Origin of the sequence: Dietzia psychralcaliphila, assembly GCF_003096095.1 — a bacterium.
In the GTDB taxonomy this organism is placed as follows: Bacteria; Actinomycetota; Actinomycetes; order Mycobacteriales; family Mycobacteriaceae; genus Dietzia; species Dietzia psychralcaliphila.
In genome coordinates this window covers 1,055,087-1,077,592 of the sequence record NZ_CP015453.1, presented here as the reverse complement: position 1 = coordinate 1,077,592, position 22,506 = coordinate 1,055,087, and the positions used below count along the sequence as shown (strand labels likewise).

The 22,506-nt window shown below is 70.9% G+C and carries 24 protein-coding genes; 9 read left to right on the top strand and 15 right to left on the bottom strand.

The features are described 5' to 3' along the window. Window positions 1-20 precede the first annotated feature (20 nt). From A6048_RS04840 to A6048_RS04825, 4 genes are read right to left on the bottom strand one after another with little or no spacing between them, the layout of a single operon-like run. Window positions 21-1,253, bottom strand: a complete 1,233-nt coding sequence (locus tag A6048_RS04840) for an MFS transporter (RefSeq protein ID WP_107748541.1) — start codon at window positions 1,251-1,253, stop codon at window positions 21-23. Continuing rightward, on the bottom strand, window positions 1,250-2,143 hold the full coding sequence (locus tag A6048_RS04835; RefSeq protein WP_244911056.1) for a TIGR02569 family protein: 894 nt from the start codon (window positions 2,141-2,143) through the stop codon (window positions 1,250-1,252). Before A6048_RS04835 ends, A6048_RS04840 begins: the two co-directional genes overlap by 4 nt. A gap of 26 nt (window positions 2,144-2,169) precedes the next feature. Next, entirely contained in the window at window positions 2,170-3,396 is a 1,227-nt protein-coding gene (locus A6048_RS04830; RefSeq protein ID WP_235027639.1) for a ThiF family adenylyltransferase, read from the bottom strand. Further along, window positions 3,393-4,436 (bottom strand): DUF3152 domain-containing protein, encoded by a 1,044-nt coding sequence (locus tag A6048_RS04825; RefSeq protein ID WP_107748543.1) that lies wholly within the window; start codon window positions 4,434-4,436, stop codon window positions 3,393-3,395. Before A6048_RS04825 ends, A6048_RS04830 begins: the two co-directional genes overlap by 4 nt. A gap of 159 nt (window positions 4,437-4,595) precedes the next feature. On the opposite strand from A6048_RS04825, the gene A6048_RS04820 reads away from it, so the two are divergent. Then, window positions 4,596-5,255 carry a TetR/AcrR family transcriptional regulator gene (locus A6048_RS04820; RefSeq protein WP_107748544.1) on the top strand — a complete coding sequence of 220 codons (660 nt, stop codon included), beginning with the start codon at window positions 4,596-4,598 and terminating at the stop codon, window positions 5,253-5,255. Here A6048_RS04820 and A6048_RS04815 read toward each other — a convergent pair. Beyond that, window positions 5,252-5,479, bottom strand: a complete 228-nt coding sequence (locus A6048_RS04815; RefSeq protein ID WP_107748545.1) for a DUF3107 domain-containing protein — start codon at window positions 5,477-5,479, stop codon at window positions 5,252-5,254. The two genes, A6048_RS04820 and A6048_RS04815, sit on opposite strands and share 4 nt — an antisense overlap. A gap of 288 nt (window positions 5,480-5,767) precedes the next feature. Here A6048_RS04815 and A6048_RS04810 point away from each other — a divergent pair, with 288 nt between their 5' ends. Both A6048_RS04810 and A6048_RS04805 read left to right on the top strand, forming a co-directional pair. Further along, window positions 5,768-7,327, top strand: coding sequence for a DEAD/DEAH box helicase (locus tag A6048_RS04810; RefSeq protein ID WP_107748708.1), 1,560 nt, complete (start codon window positions 5,768-5,770; stop codon window positions 7,325-7,327). 26 nt (window positions 7,328-7,353) lie between these two features. Then, window positions 7,354-8,649 carry an Rv3212 family protein gene (locus A6048_RS04805; protein WP_107748546.1) on the top strand — a complete coding sequence of 432 codons (1,296 nt, stop codon included), beginning with the start codon at window positions 7,354-7,356 and terminating at the stop codon, window positions 8,647-8,649. An 82-nt stretch (window positions 8,650-8,731) separates the two neighbouring features. On the opposite strand, the gene A6048_RS04800 is transcribed toward A6048_RS04805, so the two are convergent. Next, window positions 8,732-9,163 (bottom strand): hypothetical protein, encoded by a 432-nt coding sequence (locus A6048_RS04800; protein WP_235027638.1) that lies wholly within the window; start codon window positions 9,161-9,163, stop codon window positions 8,732-8,734. Between the two features lie 392 nt (window positions 9,164-9,555). On the opposite strand from A6048_RS04800, the gene A6048_RS04795 reads away from it, so the two are divergent. Further along, window positions 9,556-9,804 (top strand): WhiB family transcriptional regulator, encoded by a 249-nt coding sequence (locus A6048_RS04795; RefSeq protein ID WP_107748548.1) that lies wholly within the window; start codon window positions 9,556-9,558, stop codon window positions 9,802-9,804. A 143-nt stretch (window positions 9,805-9,947) separates the two neighbouring features. Here the strand turns inward: A6048_RS04795 and A6048_RS04790 are convergent, their stop codons facing one another. Next, window positions 9,948-10,163, bottom strand: a complete 216-nt coding sequence (locus A6048_RS04790) for a biotin/lipoyl-binding carrier protein (protein ID WP_017836613.1) — start codon at window positions 10,161-10,163, stop codon at window positions 9,948-9,950. A 104-nt stretch (window positions 10,164-10,267) separates the two neighbouring features. Between A6048_RS04790 and A6048_RS18875 the strand changes: the two genes are divergently transcribed. After that, window positions 10,268-10,342 (top strand): 50S ribosomal protein bL37, encoded by a 75-nt coding sequence (locus A6048_RS18875; RefSeq protein ID WP_370650909.1) that lies wholly within the window; start codon window positions 10,268-10,270, stop codon window positions 10,340-10,342. Window positions 10,343-10,427: 85 nt separating this feature from the next. On the opposite strand, the gene rsrA is transcribed toward A6048_RS18875, so the two are convergent. Beyond that, entirely contained in the window at window positions 10,428-10,757 is a 330-nt protein-coding gene (gene rsrA / locus A6048_RS04785) for a mycothiol system anti-sigma-R factor (RefSeq protein WP_107748549.1), read from the bottom strand. Next, the gene (locus A6048_RS04780; protein WP_107748550.1) at window positions 10,754-11,431 is read right to left on the bottom strand and encodes a sigma-70 family RNA polymerase sigma factor; all 678 of its coding nucleotides are present in this window, start codon (window positions 11,429-11,431) and stop codon (window positions 10,754-10,756) included. The genes rsrA and A6048_RS04780 overlap by 4 nt, the downstream gene beginning before the upstream one ends. Before the next feature lie 105 nt (window positions 11,432-11,536). Between A6048_RS04780 and A6048_RS04775 the strand changes: the two genes are divergently transcribed. Then, the gene (locus A6048_RS04775) at window positions 11,537-12,073 is read left to right on the top strand and encodes an aminoacyl-tRNA deacylase (protein ID WP_107748551.1); all 537 of its coding nucleotides are present in this window, start codon (window positions 11,537-11,539) and stop codon (window positions 12,071-12,073) included. Window positions 12,074-12,078: 5 nt separating this feature from the next. Here the strand turns inward: A6048_RS04775 and A6048_RS04770 are convergent, their stop codons facing one another. Beyond that, the gene (locus tag A6048_RS04770; protein WP_107748552.1) at window positions 12,079-12,873 is read right to left on the bottom strand and encodes an SOS response-associated peptidase; all 795 of its coding nucleotides are present in this window, start codon (window positions 12,871-12,873) and stop codon (window positions 12,079-12,081) included. A 41-nt stretch (window positions 12,874-12,914) separates the two neighbouring features. Between A6048_RS04770 and aroA the strand changes: the two genes are divergently transcribed. After that, entirely contained in the window at window positions 12,915-14,237 is a 1,323-nt protein-coding gene (gene aroA / locus A6048_RS04765) for a 3-phosphoshikimate 1-carboxyvinyltransferase (protein ID WP_107748553.1), read from the top strand. A gap of 4 nt (window positions 14,238-14,241) precedes the next feature. Then, a complete protein-coding gene (rsgA, locus tag A6048_RS04760; RefSeq protein ID WP_107748554.1) occupies window positions 14,242-15,291 on the top strand; it encodes a ribosome small subunit-dependent GTPase A in 1,050 nt (349 codons plus the stop codon). A 16-nt stretch (window positions 15,292-15,307) separates the two neighbouring features. On the opposite strand, the gene A6048_RS04755 is transcribed toward rsgA, so the two are convergent. The 4 genes from A6048_RS04755 to A6048_RS04740 all read right to left on the bottom strand — a co-directional run bounded on the left by A6048_RS04755 (window position 15,308) and on the right by A6048_RS04740 (window position 18,948). Further along, window positions 15,308-16,426 carry a ferredoxin reductase gene (locus A6048_RS04755; RefSeq protein WP_107748555.1) on the bottom strand — a complete coding sequence of 373 codons (1,119 nt, stop codon included), beginning with the start codon at window positions 16,424-16,426 and terminating at the stop codon, window positions 15,308-15,310. A 142-nt stretch (window positions 16,427-16,568) separates the two neighbouring features. After that, window positions 16,569-17,090, bottom strand: a complete 522-nt coding sequence (locus A6048_RS04750) for a DUF6912 family protein (protein WP_107748556.1) — start codon at window positions 17,088-17,090, stop codon at window positions 16,569-16,571. Between the two features lie 31 nt (window positions 17,091-17,121). Next, a complete protein-coding gene (locus tag A6048_RS04745; protein ID WP_107748557.1) occupies window positions 17,122-18,534 on the bottom strand; it encodes a wax ester/triacylglycerol synthase family O-acyltransferase in 1,413 nt (470 codons plus the stop codon). Window positions 18,535-18,537: 3 nt separating this feature from the next. Beyond that, window positions 18,538-18,948, bottom strand: coding sequence for an HAD family hydrolase (locus A6048_RS04740; protein WP_107748558.1), 411 nt, complete (start codon window positions 18,946-18,948; stop codon window positions 18,538-18,540). A 131-nt stretch (window positions 18,949-19,079) separates the two neighbouring features. On the opposite strand from A6048_RS04740, the gene A6048_RS04735 reads away from it, so the two are divergent. Beyond that, the gene (locus tag A6048_RS04735; protein WP_244911055.1) at window positions 19,080-19,646 is read left to right on the top strand and encodes an Rv3235 family protein; all 567 of its coding nucleotides are present in this window, start codon (window positions 19,080-19,082) and stop codon (window positions 19,644-19,646) included. 39 nt (window positions 19,647-19,685) lie between these two features. Here A6048_RS04735 and secA read toward each other — a convergent pair whose 3' ends face one another. Next, window positions 19,686-22,463 (bottom strand): preprotein translocase subunit SecA, encoded by a 2,778-nt coding sequence (gene secA / locus A6048_RS04730; RefSeq protein ID WP_107748559.1) that lies wholly within the window; start codon window positions 22,461-22,463, stop codon window positions 19,686-19,688. Window positions 22,464-22,506: the final 43 nt, after the last annotated feature.

The following is a 22,506-nucleotide window of genomic DNA, read 5'->3' as shown; positions in this document are numbered from 1 at the left end:
GGTTCACGGGACCGGTGGCGTCAGCGCAGGGTGTCCTCGAGCATCCGGGGGCGGCACGCGATCCGGCCGACCACGCACATCACCGCGAGGACCACCGTGAGGAACGCCAGACCCCCGCCGAGCCCGGGACCGGACAGGAGGAGGCCGAAGACGATGGGGCCGAGGCTCGCCGCCGTGTAGCCGACTCCCTGCGAGAACCCGGAGAGGGCGGCGGAACCGGCCTGGGTGCGCGTGCGGAGGTTGATGAGCGTCAGACAGAGCGGGAACGTACTTGGTCCGACCCCGAGCAGACAGATCCACAGCCACGGTGCGGCGCCGGGCGCCCAGAGCAGGCCGGCGAAGCCGGCCAGGTAGCAGAGCACCGAGACGACGACGACGGGGTACGGGTCCTCGAAACGGCCCGCCGTCCAGGGGACGACCAGGGCGGCTATCAGACCGATGGCCGAGTACACCGCCAGTGCGAGTCCGCCCTCGGCCCGGGTCATGCCGATCGTCTCCGCCACCGCCGGGAGCCAGGTGAAGAAGGCGTAGGTGCACAGGGAGTTGGTCCCGAAGAACAGCGCGAGGGCCACCCCGACGGGCGAACGCCACGGCCGGATCCGCTGCATCGACTCGGCCGCGCCGCCGGTCCCGGCCGGGGGCGGCCCGGCGGTGGTCGGGCCGCTCCGCAGGATCACGACGATCCAGGGCACCGCCGCGACCATCGCGAGAACCGCCCACCACCCGATGGAGACCCGCCATCCGGCGGCCTCGTCCACGGGGACCGCCACCAGTGCGGGCACGACCGTACCCAGCTGGAGACCGGTGATGTACGCCATGCTCACGGCCGCGACGTGCCGGGGGAAGTACTTCTTGACCAGCGGTGGTGCCACCACGTTGCCGATGCCCATCCCGGCCAGTGCGACGAGGGATCCCGCCCCCATCACCCACGGGTCGTGGGCGAGGGCCCGGAGGACCTGGCCGGCCGCGGCAGCCACCATGGCCAGCACGGTCAGCAGCTCCAGGCCCATCCGACGCAGCACTATCGGGGTGAGCACGCCCCAGAGGGCGAACATCGCCGTGGGCACCATCCCGAGCAGTCCCATGCCCCCGGTGCCGAGGCCGAGTTCGGCGTCGATCACACCCAGCAGCGGGCTCAGGGAGGTGACGGCGGTACGGAGGTTGAGCGAGACGAGGACGACACCGACCAGGGCCACCACGGGGAACGCCAGTGCGCCCGAGGGGGTACCTGCTCGCGAGGAGCGGGGGTTCATGCGTCCGGGTCGCCGACGTATTCCTCGACGGTCCGGGCCATGGCCTGCAGTCCGTCCATCGCCGCCGGCCGGGACCCGGGGTGCAGCGCGTGCACCGCCAACCGGAACACCGCCGCGCGCAGCACCATCTGCGGCCAGTCGTCGAGGTGACGCCACCGCGCCAGCACTCCGCTGTCGACGGTCCCCCACGAGAGGTGGTCGACCGCGACGACCGCGGCCGACCACGAGGCCGGGCGGGCGTAGGGGACGACATCAGTCAGTGCGGGTTCGTCCGACGAGTCGAAGAGCAGGCCCCGCGCGAGATCACCGTGGACCACCCCGGCGCCCGCCGCCGGGGCGACCGGCCGACGGAGTCGGATGAGCCCCGTCGCGCCGAGCAGCGCGGCCGCGCGGTGGGTGGCGAAGGGGGTCCCCCGGTCCTCCATGCCGGGGCCGAGGTCGAGCTCGGGGTCCCCGTCCCACGCCGCCGCCTCGGCGATCGCGAACAGATCGGTCTCCGTCCACGGTCGGGTGGCCGGGCGCCGGGCGAGGCGTGGCCGGTCGACACCCGCGAGCGCGGCGTTGATCCGGGCCGACCAGGCGATGGTCTCGTCGGCGCGGGCCTCGGGGCGTCCGGAGACCACCCGGTCGGCTCGCCATCCGCTGACGACGTGCCTGCCGTCCGTCGACCGCACCGGCAGTGCCACGCGCAGACCGGTGACGTCGAGTTCCTCCCGTACCCGGGCGGACCAGTTGGCCAGGGCAGTGTCCACGACCGGCCGGAAGACGACGGGGGTTCCCGGCGCGGCGACCAGCCAGCCCGTCCCGGAACCGGCGACAACGGGTATGGCCGCGCCGGCCACCACGCCGAAGGCGCCGCGGACGTGGTCGGGGACGGTCACGTCGTTCACGTCGTTCACCGTACCCACCCCACCGGTCAGTAGCCGGGCAGGGACGGGTCGACGTCGCGGGTCCAGGCCTCGATACCGCCCTCGAGCGACCGCACCCCGGAGAAACCCGCCACGGCCAACGTCGCAGCCGCGCGTGCCGAACGCACACCCGACTTGCAGTACACGACGAGCGGTCCCCGGGCCGCGGCGCGCCCGAGGACCCCGGTCGGGTCGGCGGCGTCCTCGGCGACCGAGTCGAGCGGAACCCAGACGGAGGGGGCGATCATCGCGATGGACCGCTCCCCGGCACCCCGGACGTCGACGAGGACGGGCGCGACCGAGCCGGACGGTCCCGCGTCCGCCAGCTCGGCGGCGAGGTCCGCCGCCGCCACGGTGGGCACGTCGTCCGTGCCGGGGGGTCGGACCCCGCAGATGTCGTCTCCGCCCTCCGGCAGGGAGGTCACGGGGGTCCGGGACGGATCCGGCCGGATGGTCACGGTCCGGTGGGTGGTCTCGAGGAGGTCCATCAACACGAGCCGGCCGAGCAGGGGCCGGCCCGCCCCGGTGATCAGCTTGACCGCCTCCATCGCCATCATCGAACCGACCGTGCCGCACAGTGCGCCCACCACCCCGGCCTCGGCGCAGCTGGGGACGGAACCGGCGGGCGGCGGGGCCGGGTAGAGGTCACGGAGGGTGACGGCGACCGCGGGCGCGGGCGGGCGCGACCAGAAGACGGCGAGCTGGGCCCGGAAGCGGTCGATCGTCCCCCAGACGACCGGGATCCCGGCGATCTCGCAGGCGTCACTGACGAGGTAGCGCGTGGAGAAGTTGTCGCTGCCGTCCATCACCAGGTCGTGCCCCTCGAGGAGCGCGCCGATGTTCAGCGCGTCGAGCCGTGCGTGGACCGCCTCGACCCTGACCCCGGGCGCCAACTCGGCGAGTCGCTCCCGGGCCGAGTCGACCTTGGGGCGGCCGATGGCCGGGACGGAGTGGATCACCTGACGCTGCAGGTTGCCGAGGTCCACCTCGTCGTCGTCGATCACGGTGATCCGCCCGACACCCGCCGCGGCGAGGTACATGAGCACCGGCGCGCCCAGGCCCCCCGCCCCCACGACGAACACCGACGCGGCGCGCAGTCGACGCTGCCCCTCGTCACCGATGGCACCCAGCAGGAGGTGGCGCGAATAGCGCGCGCGCTCCTCCGCGGTGAGATCGGGCACCGGATCCACCAGCGGGGGGAGCGTCCCGGCCGAGTCGCCGGTCAGGGGGTTCACGGCCCCACCGGTGGACTGTCGGGGAACGGCCACGCGTTGTACCGACAGGTGTCGTCGTTGTCCGGGACCACACCCTCGGGGTCGAGGCGGAAGATCTCGCTGTTGGAGACCCCGAAGGTCTGCTGCATCATGATCGGCGCCAGGACCCCGTCAGCCGGGCACGGCTCGTGGCTCGGGAAACCGATGGCGTGGCCGACCTCGTGGTTGACGAGGTACTGACGGTAGGACCCGATGTCGCCCTGGAAGGACCGGGCGCCTCGGATCCACCTCGCCAGGTTGAGGTAGACCCGCCCGGTGGACGGGTTGTAGCAACTGGTCTCGAGCTCGATCTCGTAACCGCAGTTCTCGCGGACCGTGAGGGGACTGGCGAGGGTCACCCGGAACGCGGGCTCGTCCCGGGACGTCCGCTGGAACGCCACCGCCCCGTCGGCGGTCCAGCTCTTGGGGTTGGCCAACGTCGCGTCGACCATCCGGGCCACCGAGTCGTCGCCACCGAAATCCGTCGTGTCGACGCCCTCCTCGACCTCGACGGTGTAGACGAACTGCTCGGCGGTGGGGCGCCCGACGCGGTCGGTTCCCCCGGGCACGATCCGGAACCCCCCCGCGCCGGCCTCGGTGAAGGGACCTCCCTCCGGCAGCTGTCCGCTCGGTGGCACCTCTCCCCGGAGCGGTCCCCCGACGACCGCGGGGGTCTCCTCCGCCTCGGTCGTGGACCCGGTGTCGTCCGGCCCCGGTGTCGCCACGGAGTCGGCGATCACGAGCGCCGTGAGCACCACCAGCACCGGGATCGCGTACGCCCGCCAGCCCCACGTGGTGAAGAACCGTCCCACGGGGCTCTGCTTGCGCAGGTGGTCCCGTGCGCCGGGGACGGAGCGGCGACGGCCGGGGGTCGACTCCTCCTCCGGATCCCACGGAGCGCGCAGCGGCTCACCGTGCGGAGGGTAGTACGGAGAGCGGTCCCCGCCGTGGCCCGGAGTGTCACCTCGCGAAGTGGACCCGACGTCGACACCGTCCGACGTCCGGCGACGGCCGTCGCTCATCCGCGCACCTCCAAGTCCGCTCCGGTCAGGCTCGAGTCAAGGCCACCACGATCCCACATCCTGAGGTGGTCGCCTTCTCCGGCACTCCGCCGGTGCGGGTATTGTCCGTCTGGCCCGGTCGACTGTCGACTCGCAGTCCGGGAGGACAGGAGCCAGAAGATGACAAGCCCGGGCGGACCGTCCCCGACGGCTCCGGGGCGTGCCAGGGCGACCCGGCTCCCCCGCGGTGCCCGTCGCCGACAACTCCTCGACGCCGCCGGGACCGTGTTCGTGGACCAGGGATTCCACGCCTCCGGGATGGACGACATCGCCGTCCTCGCCGGCGTCTCCAAACCGGTGCTCTACCAGCACTTCGCCTCCAAGCGCGACCTGTACATCGAGGTCCTGCGCCATCACGTGGACGAGTTGCTCGGCCGCATCCGTGCGGCGCTCGAGTCGACCTCGGACAACCGGCGTCGTGTCGAGGCCGCGGTGGACACGTTCTTCGCGTACGCCGATTCCGACACCCGCGGTTTCCGGCTGGTGTTCACCTCCGAGTCGGGGGACGAGGACGTCCGACGCGAGCTCGACCGCGCGACCGACGGCTGCATCGACGCCGTCCACGACCTGGTCCGCGGTGACTCCGGGCTCGACGCGCACCGGTCGCGGCTACTCGCCGTGGGCCTCGTGGGAGCGAGTCGCGTCAGCGCCGGGCACTGGCTAGACGCGGGCCGACCGATCTCCCGCGCCGACGCGGTCTCCACGACGGTCACCCTGTGCTGGGGCGGACTGTCGAAGATCCCTCGTCAGGGCGGGGACCGACCCGGTCCGGAGTCCTAGGAGAGGAACCCCACCGCGCGGCGGGCCGACTCCCCGATCTCGACGTAGGCGACCCGGTCGGTCGACACGAGATAGCGACGCCCCTTCTCGTCGTCCAGCTCCAACACGGCCTTGCTCTCCGCGGTGAGCGCGGCCTCGACGCGGGCGTGCACGTCCTCCGGGTTCATCCCGGTCTTGAACACGAGTTCGCGATTACTGTCGGCGATGCCGATCTTGACCTCCACGGTGCCTGCCCTTCTCATCGTCGGCGCATGTCACGCCGTCGTCGGTGATACGTGGGACCCAGGCTAGCCCGGACCCTGTGTACCGCGGCGTCACGGGATAGGGTGGTCGCACGTGGATCACACCCGCGCCCGGTCCGCAGGTCGGACCCCGCACCGAGGATCCGCGTGGAAATGTGCGCGCGCCCCGCTCGCCGAGGCCGACCATCGGAAGGCCCATCCTCCCGCGCGCGAGACGAGAAAGGCACCGCCCTGTCCACTACAGACGTGACCACCAGTGAAGTCGACGGCATGGCCACGACGACCGCCGTCGTCGACGCCCCGTCCTCCGACTCCTCCCCCAGCTTCGCCGAACTCGGTGTCCGACCCGAGATCGTCACCGCGCTCGGAGAGCGCGGCATCACCCACACCTTCGCCATCCAGGAGCTCACCCTCCCACTTGCGCTGGCGGGTTCGGACCTCATCGGCCAGGCCCGTACGGGTATGGGTAAGACCTACGGTTTCGGTGTCCCCCTCCTGCACCGCATCTCGACGGGCGAGGTGACCCGGGAGCTCGACGGCACGCCGCGCGCCCTCATCATCGTCCCCACCCGTGAGCTGTGCGTTCAGGTCACCCAGGACCTCAAGATCGCCGCCACCGGGCTCACCGCGCCCAGCGGGTCGGGGACCCGCCCGCTCAAGGTACTGGCCATCTACGGCGGCACCCCCTACGAGCAGCAGACCGACGCCCTGGAGAAGGGCGTCGACGTGGTGGTGGGCACCCCCGGCCGTCTGCTCGACCTGGCCAACCAGTCGAAGTTGGTGCTCGGCAAAGTCGAGGTCCTGGTCCTCGACGAGGCCGACGAGATGCTCGACCTGGGCTTCCTGCCGGACATCGAGAAGCTGCTCAGAATGGTCCCGGACCAGCGGCAGACCATGCTCTTCTCGGCCACCATGCCGGGGCCGATCATCACCCTGGCCCGCACCTTCCTCACCAAGCCCACGCATATCCGGGCGGAGGCCGCCGACTCCGGCGCCACGCACGAGAACACCACCCAGTACGTCTACCGGGCGCATTCCATGGACAAGCCCGAGGTGGTCTCGCGGATCCTCCAGGCCGACGGGCGCGGTGCCACCATGGTCTTCTGCCGCACCAAGCGCACGGCCCAGAAGCTGGCCGACGACCTGGCCGAGCGCGGCTTCCGTGTGGGGGCGATCCACGGCGACCTGGGCCAGGGCGCGCGCGAGAAGTCGCTGAAGGCGTTCCGCTCCGGGGACGTCGACGTCCTCGTGGCGACCGATGTCGCGGCGCGCGGTATCGACGTCGACGACGTCACCCACGTCATCAACTACCAGTGCCCCGAGGACGAGAAGACCTATGTGCACCGGATCGGCCGTACCGGTCGGGCCGGGCGCAAGGGGGTCGCGGTCACGCTCGTGGACTGGGACGACCTGCCCCGCTGGGGACTCATCGACAAGGCACTCGGCCTGGGCCACGGAGAACCCGCCGAGACCTACTCGACGTCCCCGCACCTGCGCGCCGAGCTCGGCATCCCCGAGGGCGCGGGTGGTCGTGTCGGGGCCGCGACTGGAACAGGGTCCGGTCGGCGCCCGGCGGACCGTGATTCCCGCGGATCGGGTCGCGAATCCGGGGGCGGATCCGGCGCTCGTCGTCGCACCCGGACCGGTGGTTCCTCACCCCAGGCGCAGTCCCCTGCCGCCGGGGCAACCTCCGCCACCGACGCCGGCTCCGGCGGTGACGCCGGTGGTGACCCAGGTTCCGATTCCGCGCCCTCCGGGGACGGTGCCCCGCGTCGTCGGCGTCGACGTCGTCGCCCCTCGTCGACCTCCGACTCCTCCGGCCGGGACTGACCCGACCTCCACCCCCTGGAAGGCACGTGCGCACACTCAGGAGCGGTTCCGGCCGCCGCGGTCTGCCGTTCGTCGACGTCCCCCCCGAGCGCAGGACGCGACGAGACCTCGTCACCGCCGGGGTCATCGCCGTGGTCATGGTGCTGGTGGCGGCCGCCGTGCTCTTCTCCGGGAGCGCGGCCCGGTCTGAGCTGCGTGGCGCGGAATCGGAGCAGCCCGAGTACGGCCCGGCGACCGAGCCCCCCACGTCGCTGCAGCCGCTCTGGACGCACGAGTCCGCCGGCACCGGGCCCCCGCTCACCACCAAGGGCAATCTCGTCACCGTGTCCTCCGACGGAACGCTCGTCGGACGCGACGCGGGATCCGGCGAGGAGACCTGGTCGTACACGCACGCCGGCCGGTTCTGTGCCGGGGCGTTCTACTCCGATCGGCTCGTGGCCGCGTTCGACGGTGCCTCGGGATGCAGTGACGTGACGGCCCTCGACCCGACCCGACAGGTGTACGAGAGCTCCAGGCAGAGCGCGTTCCCGGACTCGATGGACCTCACCGGTACGTGGAAGCACGCTCTCGCGTTCAGCCCGGACCGGCTGGAGATCTGGCGCGACGACCTGGTCCGGACCGTCGAGTACGGGGCCGTGGACGCACCGCAGGAGGCGGGGATGCAGCCCCGCACCGGGTGCACCCTCCTGACCGCCGATCTGACCGACGAGCGCTTCGCCGTGACGGAGCGCTGCCCCGGGGACGACTCCGTCAGACTGACGCTCTCGGAGACCGTTCCCGAGGACAACCGCAGACCGGAGGAGATCGCCTCGGGCCCGACCGGTGCCGACGGCCTGTGGATCATCGAGGTGACCGATCAGGGGGTCCTCGCACTCCGGAACCAGGGCCCCGACTGGACCGTCGAGTGGTTCAGCTCCCCCACCGAGCACTCGACCGTCCTCGTCCTGAACGGTGAGCCGGCTCTGCCCCCGTCACCCGAGACCGTCTCCGGGGACGGCGATCAGGTCAGGTGGTTCGACGGTCGTTCCACGCACGCCTTCGACGGGCCGTCCGGGGTGTACTCGTGGACGGTGGTGGACTCGACCGGTCCCGGCCTCACCGGGGGCTGGTCCCCCGACCCCGAGGCCCATGCGGACGGCGAGTGGGTCCTCGTGCCGGTCACCGGCGGGATCGCGCTCCTCGACCACGACTCCGGGCGGGAGGATCGACGCCTCGCCGGGACGCCGACACAGGGAGCGGGCGTCACGGGGCTCGCGCAGATCGGCGACATCCTGTACGAACGCCACGCCGGGGAGATCCGCGCGTACAAGCTCGTCGCCTGACAGGCTCAGGTCGACAACCGGGCAGGATCAACCGGGACGGTCTGCGCCGGGAGAGCCGCCGGGAGTGCCTCTGCCGCGCAGGTCAGACGGCGTACCACTCGATCGCGTCCCTGCGGAACAGCGAGACCAGCGCGACTACGCACACCACGGCGAGGATCAGCCCGGCGAGATACTGGCCCGAACCCACCCCCACGTACCAGGCCACGAACAGCAGCAGCAGCTCCGCGATCACCACGAGTCCCCGGCCCCAGCGGCGACCCCGCAACAGACCGATACCGGCCGCGAGCAGGCCGCCGCCGAGGATCGCGAACCACACCGCGGTCCCGTAGCCACTGATGACCACGGTCTCCTCTCTATGGCCTCCCGCCGCCCGGATGGCGAGGGCAACGGCCACGCCCACACCGATGAGTCCCTGGGCGGAGGAGATCCACCCGGCCAGCCGCACGGGAGTGGGGATCGCCGTCCGAGGATCCGAGTGATCGAGCGGGGCACGTTGGTCGTCAGGTCGGCTCACGTTCACCTCCACAGCCTATGTCGCGGCGTCACCCGGGCCCGAACCACCCTTGTGGACTGGACTCCGATTAGCCCATTACAGCCTCTGGTGTGCGGTTACGGTTCGATTTGACAACCCGGGTGACCTTTGCCACATCGCACGACAAGAGGGTTGACTTGTCATGGAATCGTGGCACGATCATTCGTAACAGCGCAGACGCACACAGTTTGCCTAGCCTTAACCGGGAGCTGCTCCGCGCGGAGCGAGCCCGCGGAGCGGGTACACCCCCCCCACATCGCCGGATGTGAACGAACACGTACGTCCGCGCACTGACCCTCGCAGGTCAGCGCGTCGGCGGCGTCTTCCCGTGTCCGGTTGACCCGACAACGGTCTCGTTACCGTAAGGAGTTCCCATGGACTGGCGCCACAACGCAATCTGCCGCGACGAAGATCCCGAGCTGTTCTTCCCCGTCGGCAATTCCGGACCCGCCCTCGCCCAGATCGCCGAGGCGAAGATCGTCTGCAACCGTTGCCCCGTCACCGCCGAGTGCCTCGCCTGGGCCCTCGAGTCCGGCCAGGACGCTGGCGTCTGGGGCGGCATGAGCGAGGACGAGCGTCGCGCCCTCAAGCGTCGTCGCGCCCGCACCCGCACCGCGGTCTGACCCCGAACGCAGTCTGACCCGTACGCAGTCTGATCGTACGCGGTCCGCTCGCGACCGGACCGGACGGCTGACCTGACGGTAACGACAAGGCCGGTTCTCCTCCCACGAGGGAGAGGAACCGGCCTTCGTCGTCTGATCGATCGTCAGCCGATGACGGCGATGAGGTCGCCGGCCTGGATGACGTCCCCGGGGGCGACTGCCACCTCGGTGACGGTCCCGGCCGTCTCGCACAGCACCGGGATCTCCATCTTCATCGACTCCAGGAGCACGATCGTGTCGCCCTCGGCGACCTCTGTGCCGACGGCTGCGACGACCTCCATGACGTTCGCGACCATCTCGGCACGGACCTGTTCAGTCATACGGATGTTCCTCTGCTTTCCTCACGCGGCGGCCCCCGGACTCCTCAATGCAACCACACGGGGGTTCCCATGGGAGACTTGTACACCGACGAAAGGAGGCGACCATGGGCAAGCGTGGCCGCAAGAGGCGGGATCGCCGCAAGAAGAACGCCAACCACGGCAAGCGTCCGAACAGCTGAGTCCGGACCATCAGAACCGAGTGAGGGGCGGGCACCGATACGGTGCCCGCCCCTCACCTCGTCTCGCGTGTCGTCTCCGGTGACGTCAGTGCGGGTCACGCCGGTGGACGGTCGTGGTCTGGCGCACCACCGTCGTGCCGTCTGCGTCGGTCGTGGTGACGGTGGTGCGCCGGATCTCCACCATGAGTCGTTCCCTCAACCCCGACGGCGCCTTCTCACAGCATGACCGGGACAACTTGGCCTTGAGCCGGCGCTCCGACAGGAAGAGCTCACGACAGGGAGGGCACCCGGCGAGGTGGTGCTCGAGCCTCGAGCGGCAGGCGTCGTCGCATTCGAGGTCCACGAGAAGGGACAGGTCGCGCCGGGCGGCGTCACAGTCGATCGGATCCAGCCGTGGGTCGTGTTCTCTCGTCACTTCGCGCCCTCCGTCCTGTCACGCCCGAAGCCACGCTCGGTCGCCACGTCCCGGAGCAACTCGCGGAGCTGCTTGCGGCCCCTGTGGAGGCGTGACATCACCGTCCCCAGCGGGGTGTCCATGATCTCGGCGATCTCCTTGTAGGGCAGGTCCTGGACGTCGGCGTAGTACACCGCCATCCGGAACTCCTCCGGGAGCTGGGCCAGAGCGGACCGGATCTCGTCGTCCGGCAACAGCTCCATCGCCTCCACCTCCGCCGAACGCAGGCCCGTGGAGGTGTGCTCGGCCGCCGCCGCCAACTGCCAGTCGGTGATCTCCTCGGTCGGATACTGGGCGGGTTGGCGCTGCCGCTTGCGGTAGTGGTTGATGTAGGCGTTGGTGAGGATGCGGTGCATCCAGGCCCGGAAGTTCGTGCCGGGCTTGAAGGAATGGAACCCCGCATACGCCTTGGCGTACGCCTCCTGCACCAGATCCTCCGCATCGGCCGGGTTGCGGGTCATCCGCAGCGCGGCACCGTACAACTGGTCGAGGAGCGGCATAGCCAACTCCTCGAACTGTTCGGCGCGTTGGTCGGACTCGTCGGGCTGCAACTCGGTCGGCAACCGGTACTCCTCACCTGTCGATGGCCCGGAGTCTATCCGCACGCCGGGGGCGTCGAGGACCGCGGTCCGCATCGCACCCTCCTCTCCCGATCCCGGGGACGATCCCGGGTACCTGCTCTCACCAACACCGTCCACGGGCGCGCTATTCCGGCCGGCCTCGTCACTAGGCTCGGGAGGATGAACGGGAAGCGCGTGAAACAGGGCAGGTCCGACTCTGCGGCGACCCCCGCGATCGCCGCCCTCCGGGCCGCCGGGGTCGACCACGCGGTGCACACCTACGAGACGGCCGGCGGGGCGTTCGGCGACGAGGCCGCGCGCGTGATGGGCGAGCGACTCGGGGTCGACGCCGCCAGGGTCCTCAAGACGCTCGTGCTCGCCACCGCCCGACCACCGGCCGGAACGCGGACCCCACTGGCGGTCGCGGTCCTGCCGGTCACGGCGAGGCTGGACCTCAAGGCGGCCGCCGCCGCACTGTCCTGTGGAAAGGTCTCGCTCGCGCCCGTCGACGTCGCGGAGAAGACCACCGGGTACGTGGTCGGCGGGGTGTCTCCCCTTGGCCAGAAGAGGCCTCTGGCGACCGTGGTCGACCGTTCCGCGTTGGATCACCCCACGATCCTGTGCAGTGCCGGCCGTCGCGGGTGGGAGATCGAACTCGCGCCCGCCGACCTCGTCGACCTCACGGGTGCCACGACGGCGGCGATCGCCTCCCGGTGACCGCGCTAGAAGAGCATGCCGGCGGTCGGGTCCACCGGCCGGACCAGTTCCGGGCCCTCGTTCCGGACATTGGATACCGCGCGTGAGACGGGCCTGATCTCCACCGACTCGGCCCACTGCCCCAGGTCGCCGCCGGCCCCGGCGACCAGGGCCCGGGGGTCTCCGATCACCGAGGGGTCGAGCCAGTCCGACACCACGGCGGGGTGCACCACCAGTGGCATCCGGTCGTGGACCCGGCGCAGGGGTCCCAGCGCCTCGGTGGTGAGGATCGTGCACGACAGCTGCGTGACGGTCTCGTCCCCCGGATCGCGCCGCGCCTCCCACAGACCGGCCATGAGCAGGCCCTGATCGCCAGGCAGACTCATGTGGAAGGGCTGCTTGGGCCCCGCCCTCCCGCCCGGCACCGCGGGCTCGCCCGGCACCCACTCGTACCAGCCGTCCATCGGGATCACGCAGTGCCGCCTGGCCACGGCGGAGCGGAACGAAGGCTTCTCGAACGCCGTCTCGACCCGCGCGTTGAAGAGCGTCGGTAGCTTCCCCGGATCCCTGGCCCACGACGGGACCAGGCCCCAGCGCATCGAGCGCAGGATCCGCCGGGAGGCCGCGGGGTCGTCGAGGCGTTCGCGCGGGGAGTCCAGGACGAGGGCCGGGATGGTGGTGGTGGGCGCGATGTTGAACCGCGGCGAGCCCGGGGCCTGGTCGGGCCACAGCCCCGGGGGCGGTGCGGACGCCTCGTCGACGGCGTCGAGCTCCACCGCGAGCCGCGCCGGATCCGAGGAGAGCGAGAACCGTCCACACATGCGGACCATCCTCCCACCCGGACCGGGCGGGATCGGGGTCGATGGGCGACAATGACCAGGTGAGTCATTGGAACGCTCCTGTCGCCGGCACGCCCGTCCACGCCGTGGTCCCGGTACCCGGGTCCAAGTCGCTGACCAACCGGGCCCTCGTCCTGGCTGCGCTGGCCGACGCCCCCGCCCGGGTGAGCGGGACCCTGCGCAGCCGGGACACCGACCTGATGATCGGGGCGCTCACCGCGCTCGGCACCCGGATCGAGGGCCCGTCGGGGCCGCTCGCGCCGGGCGACACCGAGCTGGTCGTCACGCCGGGGCGGTTGCACGGGGCGGACGTGGAGTGCGGCCTGGCCGGGACCGTCATGCGGTTCGTGCCCCCGGTGGCCGCACTCGCCACGGGCACCTCGACCTTCGACGGCGACCCGGCCGCGAGGGTGCGCCCCCAGGCCACTGTCCTGGACGCACTGCGTGCACTGGGCGCCGACGTCACCGGGGACAGCCTCCCGTTCTCCGTCTCCGGAGCGGGCTCCGTGCGTGGCGGCCGGGTCGAGATGGACGCCTCCGCGTCGTCGCAGTTCGTCTCCGGCCTCCTGCTCTCCGCCGCGCGGTTCGACGACGGGCTGGAGTTGGTCCACGTGGGCAGGTCCGGCGTCCCGTCCGGCCCGCACATCGAGATGACGCTGGCGATGCTGCGGGAATCCGGAGTGTCCGTCGAGCACCCCACCGCGTCGTCCTGGCGCGTGGCGCCCGGTCCGATCTCCGCCGTCGACCGGGTGGTGGAACCCGACCTGTCCAATGCCACCCCGTTCCTGGCCGCGGCCGCCGTCACCGGAGGGACCGTGCGCGTCCCGCGTTGGCCGGTCTCCACCACTCAGCCCGGGGACGCCATCCGCGGGATCCTCCGGGACATGGGCGCCTCCGTCACGCTCGAGACCGCTGACGGGGCGGACCACGGAACCCTCGTCGTCGTGGGGCCCGAACGACTGTCCCCCGTCGACCTGGACCTGTCGGCCATCGGTGAACTCACCCCCACGGTCGCCGCACTGTGCGCGCTCGCCACCGGCCCCTCGCGGCTGACCGGGATCGCGCACCTGCGCGGCCACGAGACCGATCGGCTCGCCGCGCTCGCCGCCGAACTCACCGCCGTGGGCTGCGGGGTCACCGAACTCGATGACGGCCTCGAGATCACGCCCGCCCCCCTCCACGGTGCACCGTGGCGCGCCTACGCCGACCACCGTATGGCCACCGCCGGCGCCATCGTCGGACTGGTCGTCCCGGGCGTCGAGGTGGACGACATCGACTCCACCGCCAAGACCATGCCCGGGTTCACCACGATGTGGGCCGAGATGCTCGCCGGGCGGATGACGTAAGGCCATGGCTGGCAGGCGGGGCGGCAGCGACGCGCGCGGCTGGGACGAGTCCGACATCCGTTTCCGGCCGGGAAAGGGATCCAGGCCACGCACCAAACGCCGGCCGACCCATTCCGACGCCGCGGCCGCGATGGTGGTCAGCGTCGACCGCGGCCGGTGGGGGTGTGTGCTCCTGGACGACGGCCCGGACCACGTCGCCGGCACCCGGATCGTCACCATGCGGGCCCGGGAGCTGGGCCGTACACCGATCGTCGTGGGTGACCACGTCGGCGTGGTGGGCGACCTCACCGGTACCCGGGACACCCTGTCGAGGATCGTCCGGGTGGAGGACCGGAGCACGGTGCTGCGCCGGACCGCCGACGACTCCGACCCGTACGAGCGGGTGGTGGTGGCGAACGCCGAACTGCTGCTGATCGTGGTCGCGGTCGCGGACCCCCCGCCGCGGGCCGGCTTCGTCGCCCGTGCTCTCGTGGCGGCTTACACCGGAGGGTTGACACCGGTGCTCTGCCTGACCAAGGGGGATCTCGACGACCCGTCGGTCTTCGCCGCCGAGTTCGAGGCGCTCGACGTCCCCGTGCTCACAACGGGGATCGACGACGACCTGGACGCGCTACACGAGCGGATCGACGGCCGGATCTCCGCCATGATCGGCCACTCGGGGGTCGGCAAGTCCACGCTCGTCAACCGGCTGATCCCCGACGCCCACCGGGCCACCGGCGTGGTCTCCGGGGTGGGCAAGGGGAGGCACACGTCCACCCAGTCGGTGGCCCTGGCACTCGGGACGGGCGGCTGGGTGGTGGACACCCCGGGGATCCGCAGCTTCGGCCTCGCGCACGTGTCCCCCGACGACGTGGTGGCGTCGTTCTCGGACCTGCACGAGATCGCGCAGGACTGTCCCCGGGGCTGCACCCACCAGGGACCGCCCGCGGACCCCGAGTGCAGTTTCGACGCCGTCACCGACCCCGCCGCACATCGCCGCGCCCTCGCGGTCCGCGAGCTGCTCGGCGTCCTGCAGTCCAACGACCAGTGGGCGCTGGGAACGGATCAGGACTGACGTAGCCCGCGTGGGCTCAGAGCTTGAGCTCGACGTCTCCCAACGCCACCGAGATGCACGTCTGGATCCGTTCGCCGGGTCCGTGATCCGTCCCGTTGCGCAGATCTCGGACATGGCCCTCGTCGAGTCCCACGACGCAGGTCTGGCAGATGCCCATCCGGCAGCCGAACGGCATCTGCACGCCCACCTTCTCGCCGCCCTCGAGGATGGTGGTGGCGCCGTCCAGCTCGACGGTCTTGCCGGTCGAGCCGAACGTCACGGTCCCGCCCGAGGCCCCGGCGTCCCGGTTGACCGTGAAGCGCTCCACGTGGAGGTCCTCGCGGCCGGTGGCGTCGAAGTGCTCGTCGAGCTCGTCGAGCATCGCATTGGGCCCGCACGCCCAGGTCGGCCGCTCCGACCAGTCGGGGACCAGGGCGGACATCTGGCGGGAGTCGATGCGGCCCTCCTCACTGGTGACCCGCAGGTGCAGGACGTACCCGGGCTGGGTCTTCTCGAGGGCGCGCAACTCGTCGTAGAAGAGCGCGTCGTCCCGCTCGCGTACCGAGTGCACGTGGACGACGTCCGGGAACGGCTCGGTGACCGAACGACGGTCCAGGGACCGGAGCATGCCCATGACCGGGGTGATGCCCGACCCGGCGGTGACGAACATCAACTTGGACGGGGTCGGTGTGGGCAGGTGGAAGTCCCCCGCCGGCGCCGCGAGGCGGACGATCGTGCCGGGTTCGACGGTGCCGACGATGTGGTTACTGAGCAGCCCCTCGGGCAGGGCCTTGACCGTCACCGAGTACTCACCGCGCCCGGTGGTGGGCGCGGAGGTCAGGGAGTACGAACGCCAGGTCCAGCGACCGTCGAGGAGGACGCCGATACCCAGGTACTGACCCGGCTGGTAGTGCGGGGTGGCGCCCCACCCGGGCTTGATGACGAGAGTGACGGTGTCCTCGGCCTCACGGCGCACCGTGACCACTTCCCCGCGGAGCTCTCGCGAGGACCACAGCGGATAGATGAGCGACGAGTAGTCGTCCACCCGGAGCGGGTGCGTGAGGCGGTTCAGGAACCGGTGCGCGGCCCGTGGTTCGGGAACCCGCGCGGCCGCTGCCCGCAGTACACGGTTGAGTCCGCTGTTCGACTCGGTCACTGGTGCCTCCTTGGGACCGGGAACCTGGCGACCCGAGGACCGGGCCGACGGTGCCGGAGATGAACCTACGGTAGCGAAGGTTAGCGTCTGGGGGATGCCGCCCGGGCGTGATCCCGGTAACCGGGTCGACTCTCCGGGATTCTCAGAGCAGATTCAACAGGAACGGTAGTTCCGCGGCGTCGTACCAGGCGAGATCGAGGTCGAGCGCGTCCCCCACGGTGAGTTCCGCGTCCTCGTCCCCCAGGTCGGCGCGATCCACCGCCTCGACCGCGGCCTCGACGGGCCCGGCCGCACCCGCGAGGTCCACGTGGACGGCCGCGACCTCGGCCATCGTCACGGTCCCCCGGGTCAGGCGCACGACCGCGGTGTCCAGGTCCGGCCGCGGCTCCGCGTCCGCGTCGGGGACGTCCACGCTCACCACCACCCGGCGGTACGGGTGCGCATCGTGCGCGGCCCCGGCGTCGATCTCACCCCCCAGCAATCGGAGGGAGGCACGTGCGGCCTCGAGGAACGCCACGTGCTCGATCTCCTCCGTGTCCCCCTGGGCGTACGACTCGACGAGTGCGGGGGTCGCCGCGAACGCGGTCGCGCTGCGCACGGGCATCTCCCCACCGTCGAGCAGGGTCTCCAGCATCGCGAGCGTGGCAGGGATGAACAGACGCATGGTGGTGCCTTCCTCGGGTGAGCGGTGACGGTCAGCGGGCGGTACCGGTGAGCTCGTCCAGTGCCGACGAGATGAGCTCGCCGATCTCCTCGACGTCCGGGACCGCCTGGCGGTCCGCCGTGAAACCGCAGTAGACAATTCCCGAATAGCTGCTCATCGACACGGCCAGCGCCTGACCGTCGAGCAACGCGGGAACGGGGTAGACCTCGGCGAGCTCGCCGTCGCCCCAGAACATCTTGTGCTGTGGCCCGGGCGCGTTGGTGACCACCAGGTCGTAGCTGTCCGACGGCAACATGATCGCCGCACGGGAGCCCAACGCGTGCAGGGTGGGCGGGGCGAAGCCGGAGAGTCGGGCCAGCGACTTGGCGCCCACCGCCTGCCTGGGGTGCCGCTGGGTGGCGGTCTCCCTGGAGATCTGCGCGAGCCGCATCCGCGGATTGGGCTCCCCCACCGGCATCCCGATGAGGGCGGAGGCGATCTCGGCGGAGGTCGCCTCGACGGAGACATCCGAACCCTCCGCCTCAGCCGGTCCGTTCTCCGAGGACACGGCCATCGGCACGATCGCGCGGAGCGTGTCCGACGTCGACAGCGGGTGGCCGCAGGAGAGGATCCACGAGCGCAGCGCCCCGCACAGGACGGCCAAGACCACGTCGTTGACCTTGCAGCCGTGTTCCCTCGCGATCGCCCGCGCCTGGTCCAGGGGGAACGAGGCCAGTCCCACGCGGCTGCCCCGGGGCCGGGAGGTGCGGAACATCTCCGAGAGCCCCCCGGGTGGACGCAGGACCGTCAGACTCGCGGCCCCGACCAGACCACGACTGGCCCGCTCGACCGCGTTGACCAGGCGTGCGGATCGGCGCACCAGCTCCAACGGGTCCGTAGCGATGGTGATGAGCGCGTCCAGGACGAGCACGCCGTCGCCGGGCGACGGGACGGGGGTCCAGGTTGCGACCTCGTCCACGTCCGCCGACGCCCTCTCGTCGGTCATGAGCACCTGCGCGAGGTCCACGGCGTTGGGGCCGCCCAGGAGGACGTGATGGGTCTTGGTGAGGATCGCCAGCCGCCCGTCGGCGAGGCCCTCGATGAGGTAGAGCTCCCACAGGGGTCGGCCGGGCTCGAGCGGGCGGTCGACCAGCCTGGCCACCAGATCGGCGAGCTGACGCATCCCCCCCGGCGCCGGCAGGGCGGACCTGCGGACGTGGAAGCTCAGGTCGAAGTCCGGGTCGTCGACCCAGACCGCTCGCGCGAGCCCGAACGGGACGTATCGGATGCGCTGGCGGAACCTGGGGGCGTCGGCCAGTCGGGCGTCGACGAACTCCATGACACGGTCGATGTCCCACGGCTCGTCACGGGCGACGAGCGCGAGGGAACACGAATGCCGACTCCGCGATCGGGTGGCGTCCCCGAGGAGCAGATCCGCGTCCGCCGTCGCCAGCCTGGTCGCCACGGGTCAGACCGCCTCGTCCAGTCCGAGCAGTCCCCGGATCTCCACGGCCGCACGGTCGAACACCTGGTAGAAGACGCCGATCATGCCGGTCTGGACGGCGCCGAGGACGTTCTCGATGGCGTCGTCGACCATCACGCACTCACGGGGCTCGAGATCGAGCCGGCGCGCCGCCTCGAGGAACGCCTCGGGCTCCGGCTTCTCCACCCCGGTCACGCCGCTGAGCACCACGTGTTCGATCCCGTAGGCGCGGGCGTCCTCACGCACCCGATCGGCCCCCGGCCCCTCGGGCTCGTTGCTGAGGACCGCCAGGCGCACGTCGTTGGCCCGCGCCCCGCTGAGGATCTCCCGCCAGCTCTCGCGATCCTCATCCGTGCCGTCCAGCACCCCGAAGTAGTCGACAATCAGTCCTCGCATGGGGACAGCCTAGGCAACGCCCGTCGACAGTGCAGTAGCGGAGCCGGAACCGACTGTCCGTCCCCGCGCGTCATAGGGGGTAGAAGGACGCGAGACCGGCCCGGTCGTCGCAGGAGGGAGCAGGAGAACACATGGCCCCGACACCCGTGTCACCGCCGTCGACCGGTCGCTCCGCGCCGTCCCGGGAGGCGCCGTCCCGGGAGGTGCCGTACGACGAGTACAGGGTCCGGCCCCTCCCCTCGACCGAGCCCGGTCCGGGTGGGCGCCGGCACGACCCGCCGGGCACCCGGGTCGCGGTGCCGGTGCCGGTGCCGGAACCCGAGGACGCGGTGCCGGTCCCCGCGAGGCGGGCGGCCCACGCCCTGGTGATCATGGCCCTCGAGGTGGTCGACCGGAAGCGCGCCCCGCACCACACACGGGGCGCGTTCCCACCGCACCTCGTCGAGATGCTCAGGACGCTGGCCCGCGGAGGCGTCCCGGGCCGGGACCTCGGGCCGGCCCGGATCCACCGCCTCCACATCAACACCGCCGACCCCGGGGCCCCCGCAACCCGGGGTCCCCACGGGTCACAGACCTGTGGAACCTCCGAGTACGAGGTGTGCGCCACCTACGCCCGCGGGCCGCGACTGTTCGCAGTCGCGGCCCGCATCCGGGTCACCGATACCGGGGCGACCTGCACGGCCCTACGGTTGGTCTAGGGCCTGCACGGCCCCCGGTCCGTCCGGCGTCCCGGTCGTTCAGTCCTTGCGCCCGCGAGCCGCGATCTTCGCGGCCCGCTCGCGACGCTCGAGCCGGTCCTGCCGTTCCTGGGAACGACGCTCGGCCCGGTTCGCGGGGACGCCCTCGTCGACGAGCTGCGCCTCCCCCGTCTCCGACGGGCCCGAGAACTGCATCTGGTCATCGCTGACGTCGCGGCCCGTGCCCGCGGCCTGCAGGATCGGGTTGGCGCCGGCGAGAGAAGCCGCCTGCGCCGCGGAGGGGGCCGCCAGCGTCTTCTGCTGGGGGGAGGCCTCGACCTTGACGTTGAACAGGAACGCGACTGTCTCCTCGCGCACCCCGTCCATCATCGCCGCGAACATGTCGTAGCCCTCGCGCTGGTACTCGACCAGGGGGTCGCGCTGGGCCATGGCCCGCAGCCCGATGCCCTCCTTGAGGTAGTCCATCTCGTAGAGGTGCTCGCGCCACTTGCGGTCCAGGACCTGCAGCATGATCGAGCGCTCCAGCTGGCGCATGGCACCCTCGCCACCGATGCCCTCGATCTCGGACTCGCGGTCGTCGTATCGGGCGAAGACGTCGTCGAGGATCGCGTCCTTGAGATTCTTGGCGGACAGGTCACCCGGCGCCCCGTACTCGTCGCCGTCGATGACCGACTGCGCGGTGATCGAGACCGGGTACAGCTGGCCCAGGGCGTCCCACAGCTTGTCCAGGTCCCAGTCCTCGACGTACCCTTCGGCGGCCGCACCGTCGACATAGGCGCTGACCACCTGATAGATCATCGACTCGACCTGGTCGGTGATGTCCTCGCCCTCGAGGATCCGCTTGCGCTCGCCGTAGATGACCGTGCGCTGCTGGTTCATCACCTCGTCGTACTTGAGGACGTCCTTGCGGATCTCGAAGTTCTGCGACTCGACCTGGGTCTGGGCGTTCTTGACGGCCCGCGAGACCATCCCGGCCTCGATCGGTACGTCATCGGGCAGGCTCAACCGGTTCATGATCGCCTCGACGGCGGCCCCGTTGAACCGGCGCATGAGCTCGTCGCCGAGAGACAGGTAGAAGCGGGACTCACCCGGGTCGCCCTGGCGGCCCGAACGCCCGCGCAGCTGGTTGTCGATGCGCCGTGAGTCGTGCCGCTCGGTCCCGAGGACGTAGAGACCGCCCGCCTCGCGGACGCGCTCCGCCTCCTGCTTGCTGAGCTTGCGCATGCGCTCGATCTCGGCGTCCCACGCCTCCTCGTACTCCTCCGGGGTGTCCACCGGGTTCAGTCCCCGCTCACGGAGATTGAGGTCGGCGATGATGTCCGGGTTGCCACCGAGCACGATGTCGGTACCACGACCGGCCATGTTGGTCGCCACGGTGACCGCACCCGGGCGGCCGGCCTGGGCGATGATCTGGGCCTCCGACGCGTGGAACTTCGCGTTGAGCACGTGGTGCTTGACGCCCTTGCGGGTGAGCAGCTTGGACAGGTGCTCACTGCGCTCGACGGACGCGGTTCCCACGAGGACCGGTTGCTTCTTCTCGACGCGCTCGGAGATGTCCTCCACGACAGCGGAGAACTTGGACTCCTCGGTCTTGTAGATGAGGTCTGCCTGGTCCTCGCGCGCCATCGGCCGGTTGGTCGGGATGGGCATGACCTCGAGCTTGTAGATCGAGTAGAGCTCGGCGGCCTCGGTCTCGGCCGTGCCGGTCATGCCGGCCAGCTTCTCGTAGAGGCGGAAGTAGTTCTGCAGCGTGATGGTGGCGAGCGTCTGGTTCTCTGCCTTGATCTCCACCGTCTCCTTGGCCTCGATGGCCTGGTGCATGCCCTCGTTGTAGCGGCGGCCGTCGAGCACGCGCCCCGTGAACTCGTCGACGATGATCACGTTGCCGTCGCGGACGATGTAGTCCTTGTCCTTGGTGAACAGCTCCTTGGCCTTGATGGAGTTGTTCAGGTAGCTCACCAGCGGCGAGTTCGCCGCCTCGTAGAGGTTGTCGATCCCGAGCTGGTCCTCCACGAACTCGACACCCGGCTCGGTCACGCCGATCGTGCGCTTCTTGCGGTCGACCTCGTAGTGCGTGCCCTCCTCGAGAAGCGGGGCGATGCGGGCGAACTCCGCGTACCACTTGCTCGATCCGTCGGCGGGGCCGGAGATGATGAGCGGGGTCCGCGCCTCGTCGATCAGGATCGAGTCGACCTCGTCGACGATCGCGTAGTGGTGGCCCCGCTGGACCAGCTCCGCGGTGTCGTGGGCCATGTTGTCGCGGAGGTAGTCGAAACCGAACTCGTTGTTGGTGCCGTAGGTGATGTCGGCGGCGTAGGACTCCCGGCGCTGAGCCGGGGTCATCCCACCGAGGATCGCGCCCACGGACAGTCCGAGGAAACGGTGGACGCGGCCCATCCATTCCGCGTCGCGCTTGGCCAGGTAGTCGTTGACCGTGACCACGTGGACGCCCTCGCCCGACAGGGCGTTGAGGTACGCGGGGAGCACACAGGTCAGGGTCTTGCCCTCACCGGTCTTCATCTCCGCCACCGCTCCGGTGTGCAGGACGATGGCGCCGACGATCTGCACCTTGTACGGCCGCTGCCCGAGGACCCGGTAGGCGGCCTCACGGGCCACCGCGAACGCCTCGGGGAGGAGGTCGTCCAGCGTCTCACCCTCGGCCAACCGACCCTTGAACTCGTCGGTCTTGGCGCGGAGCTCGTCGTCGGTCAGCTTCTCCGTCTGGTCGGACAGTGTGTCCACGTATTCGGCGAGAGCGCTGTACCGCTTGAGCTTTCGACCTTCGCCGGCTCGGAGCAGCTTGGAAAGGATGGACACAGTCTCGAACGTCCTCGTGGTCGGGTTGGTCGGGAAATCTGGC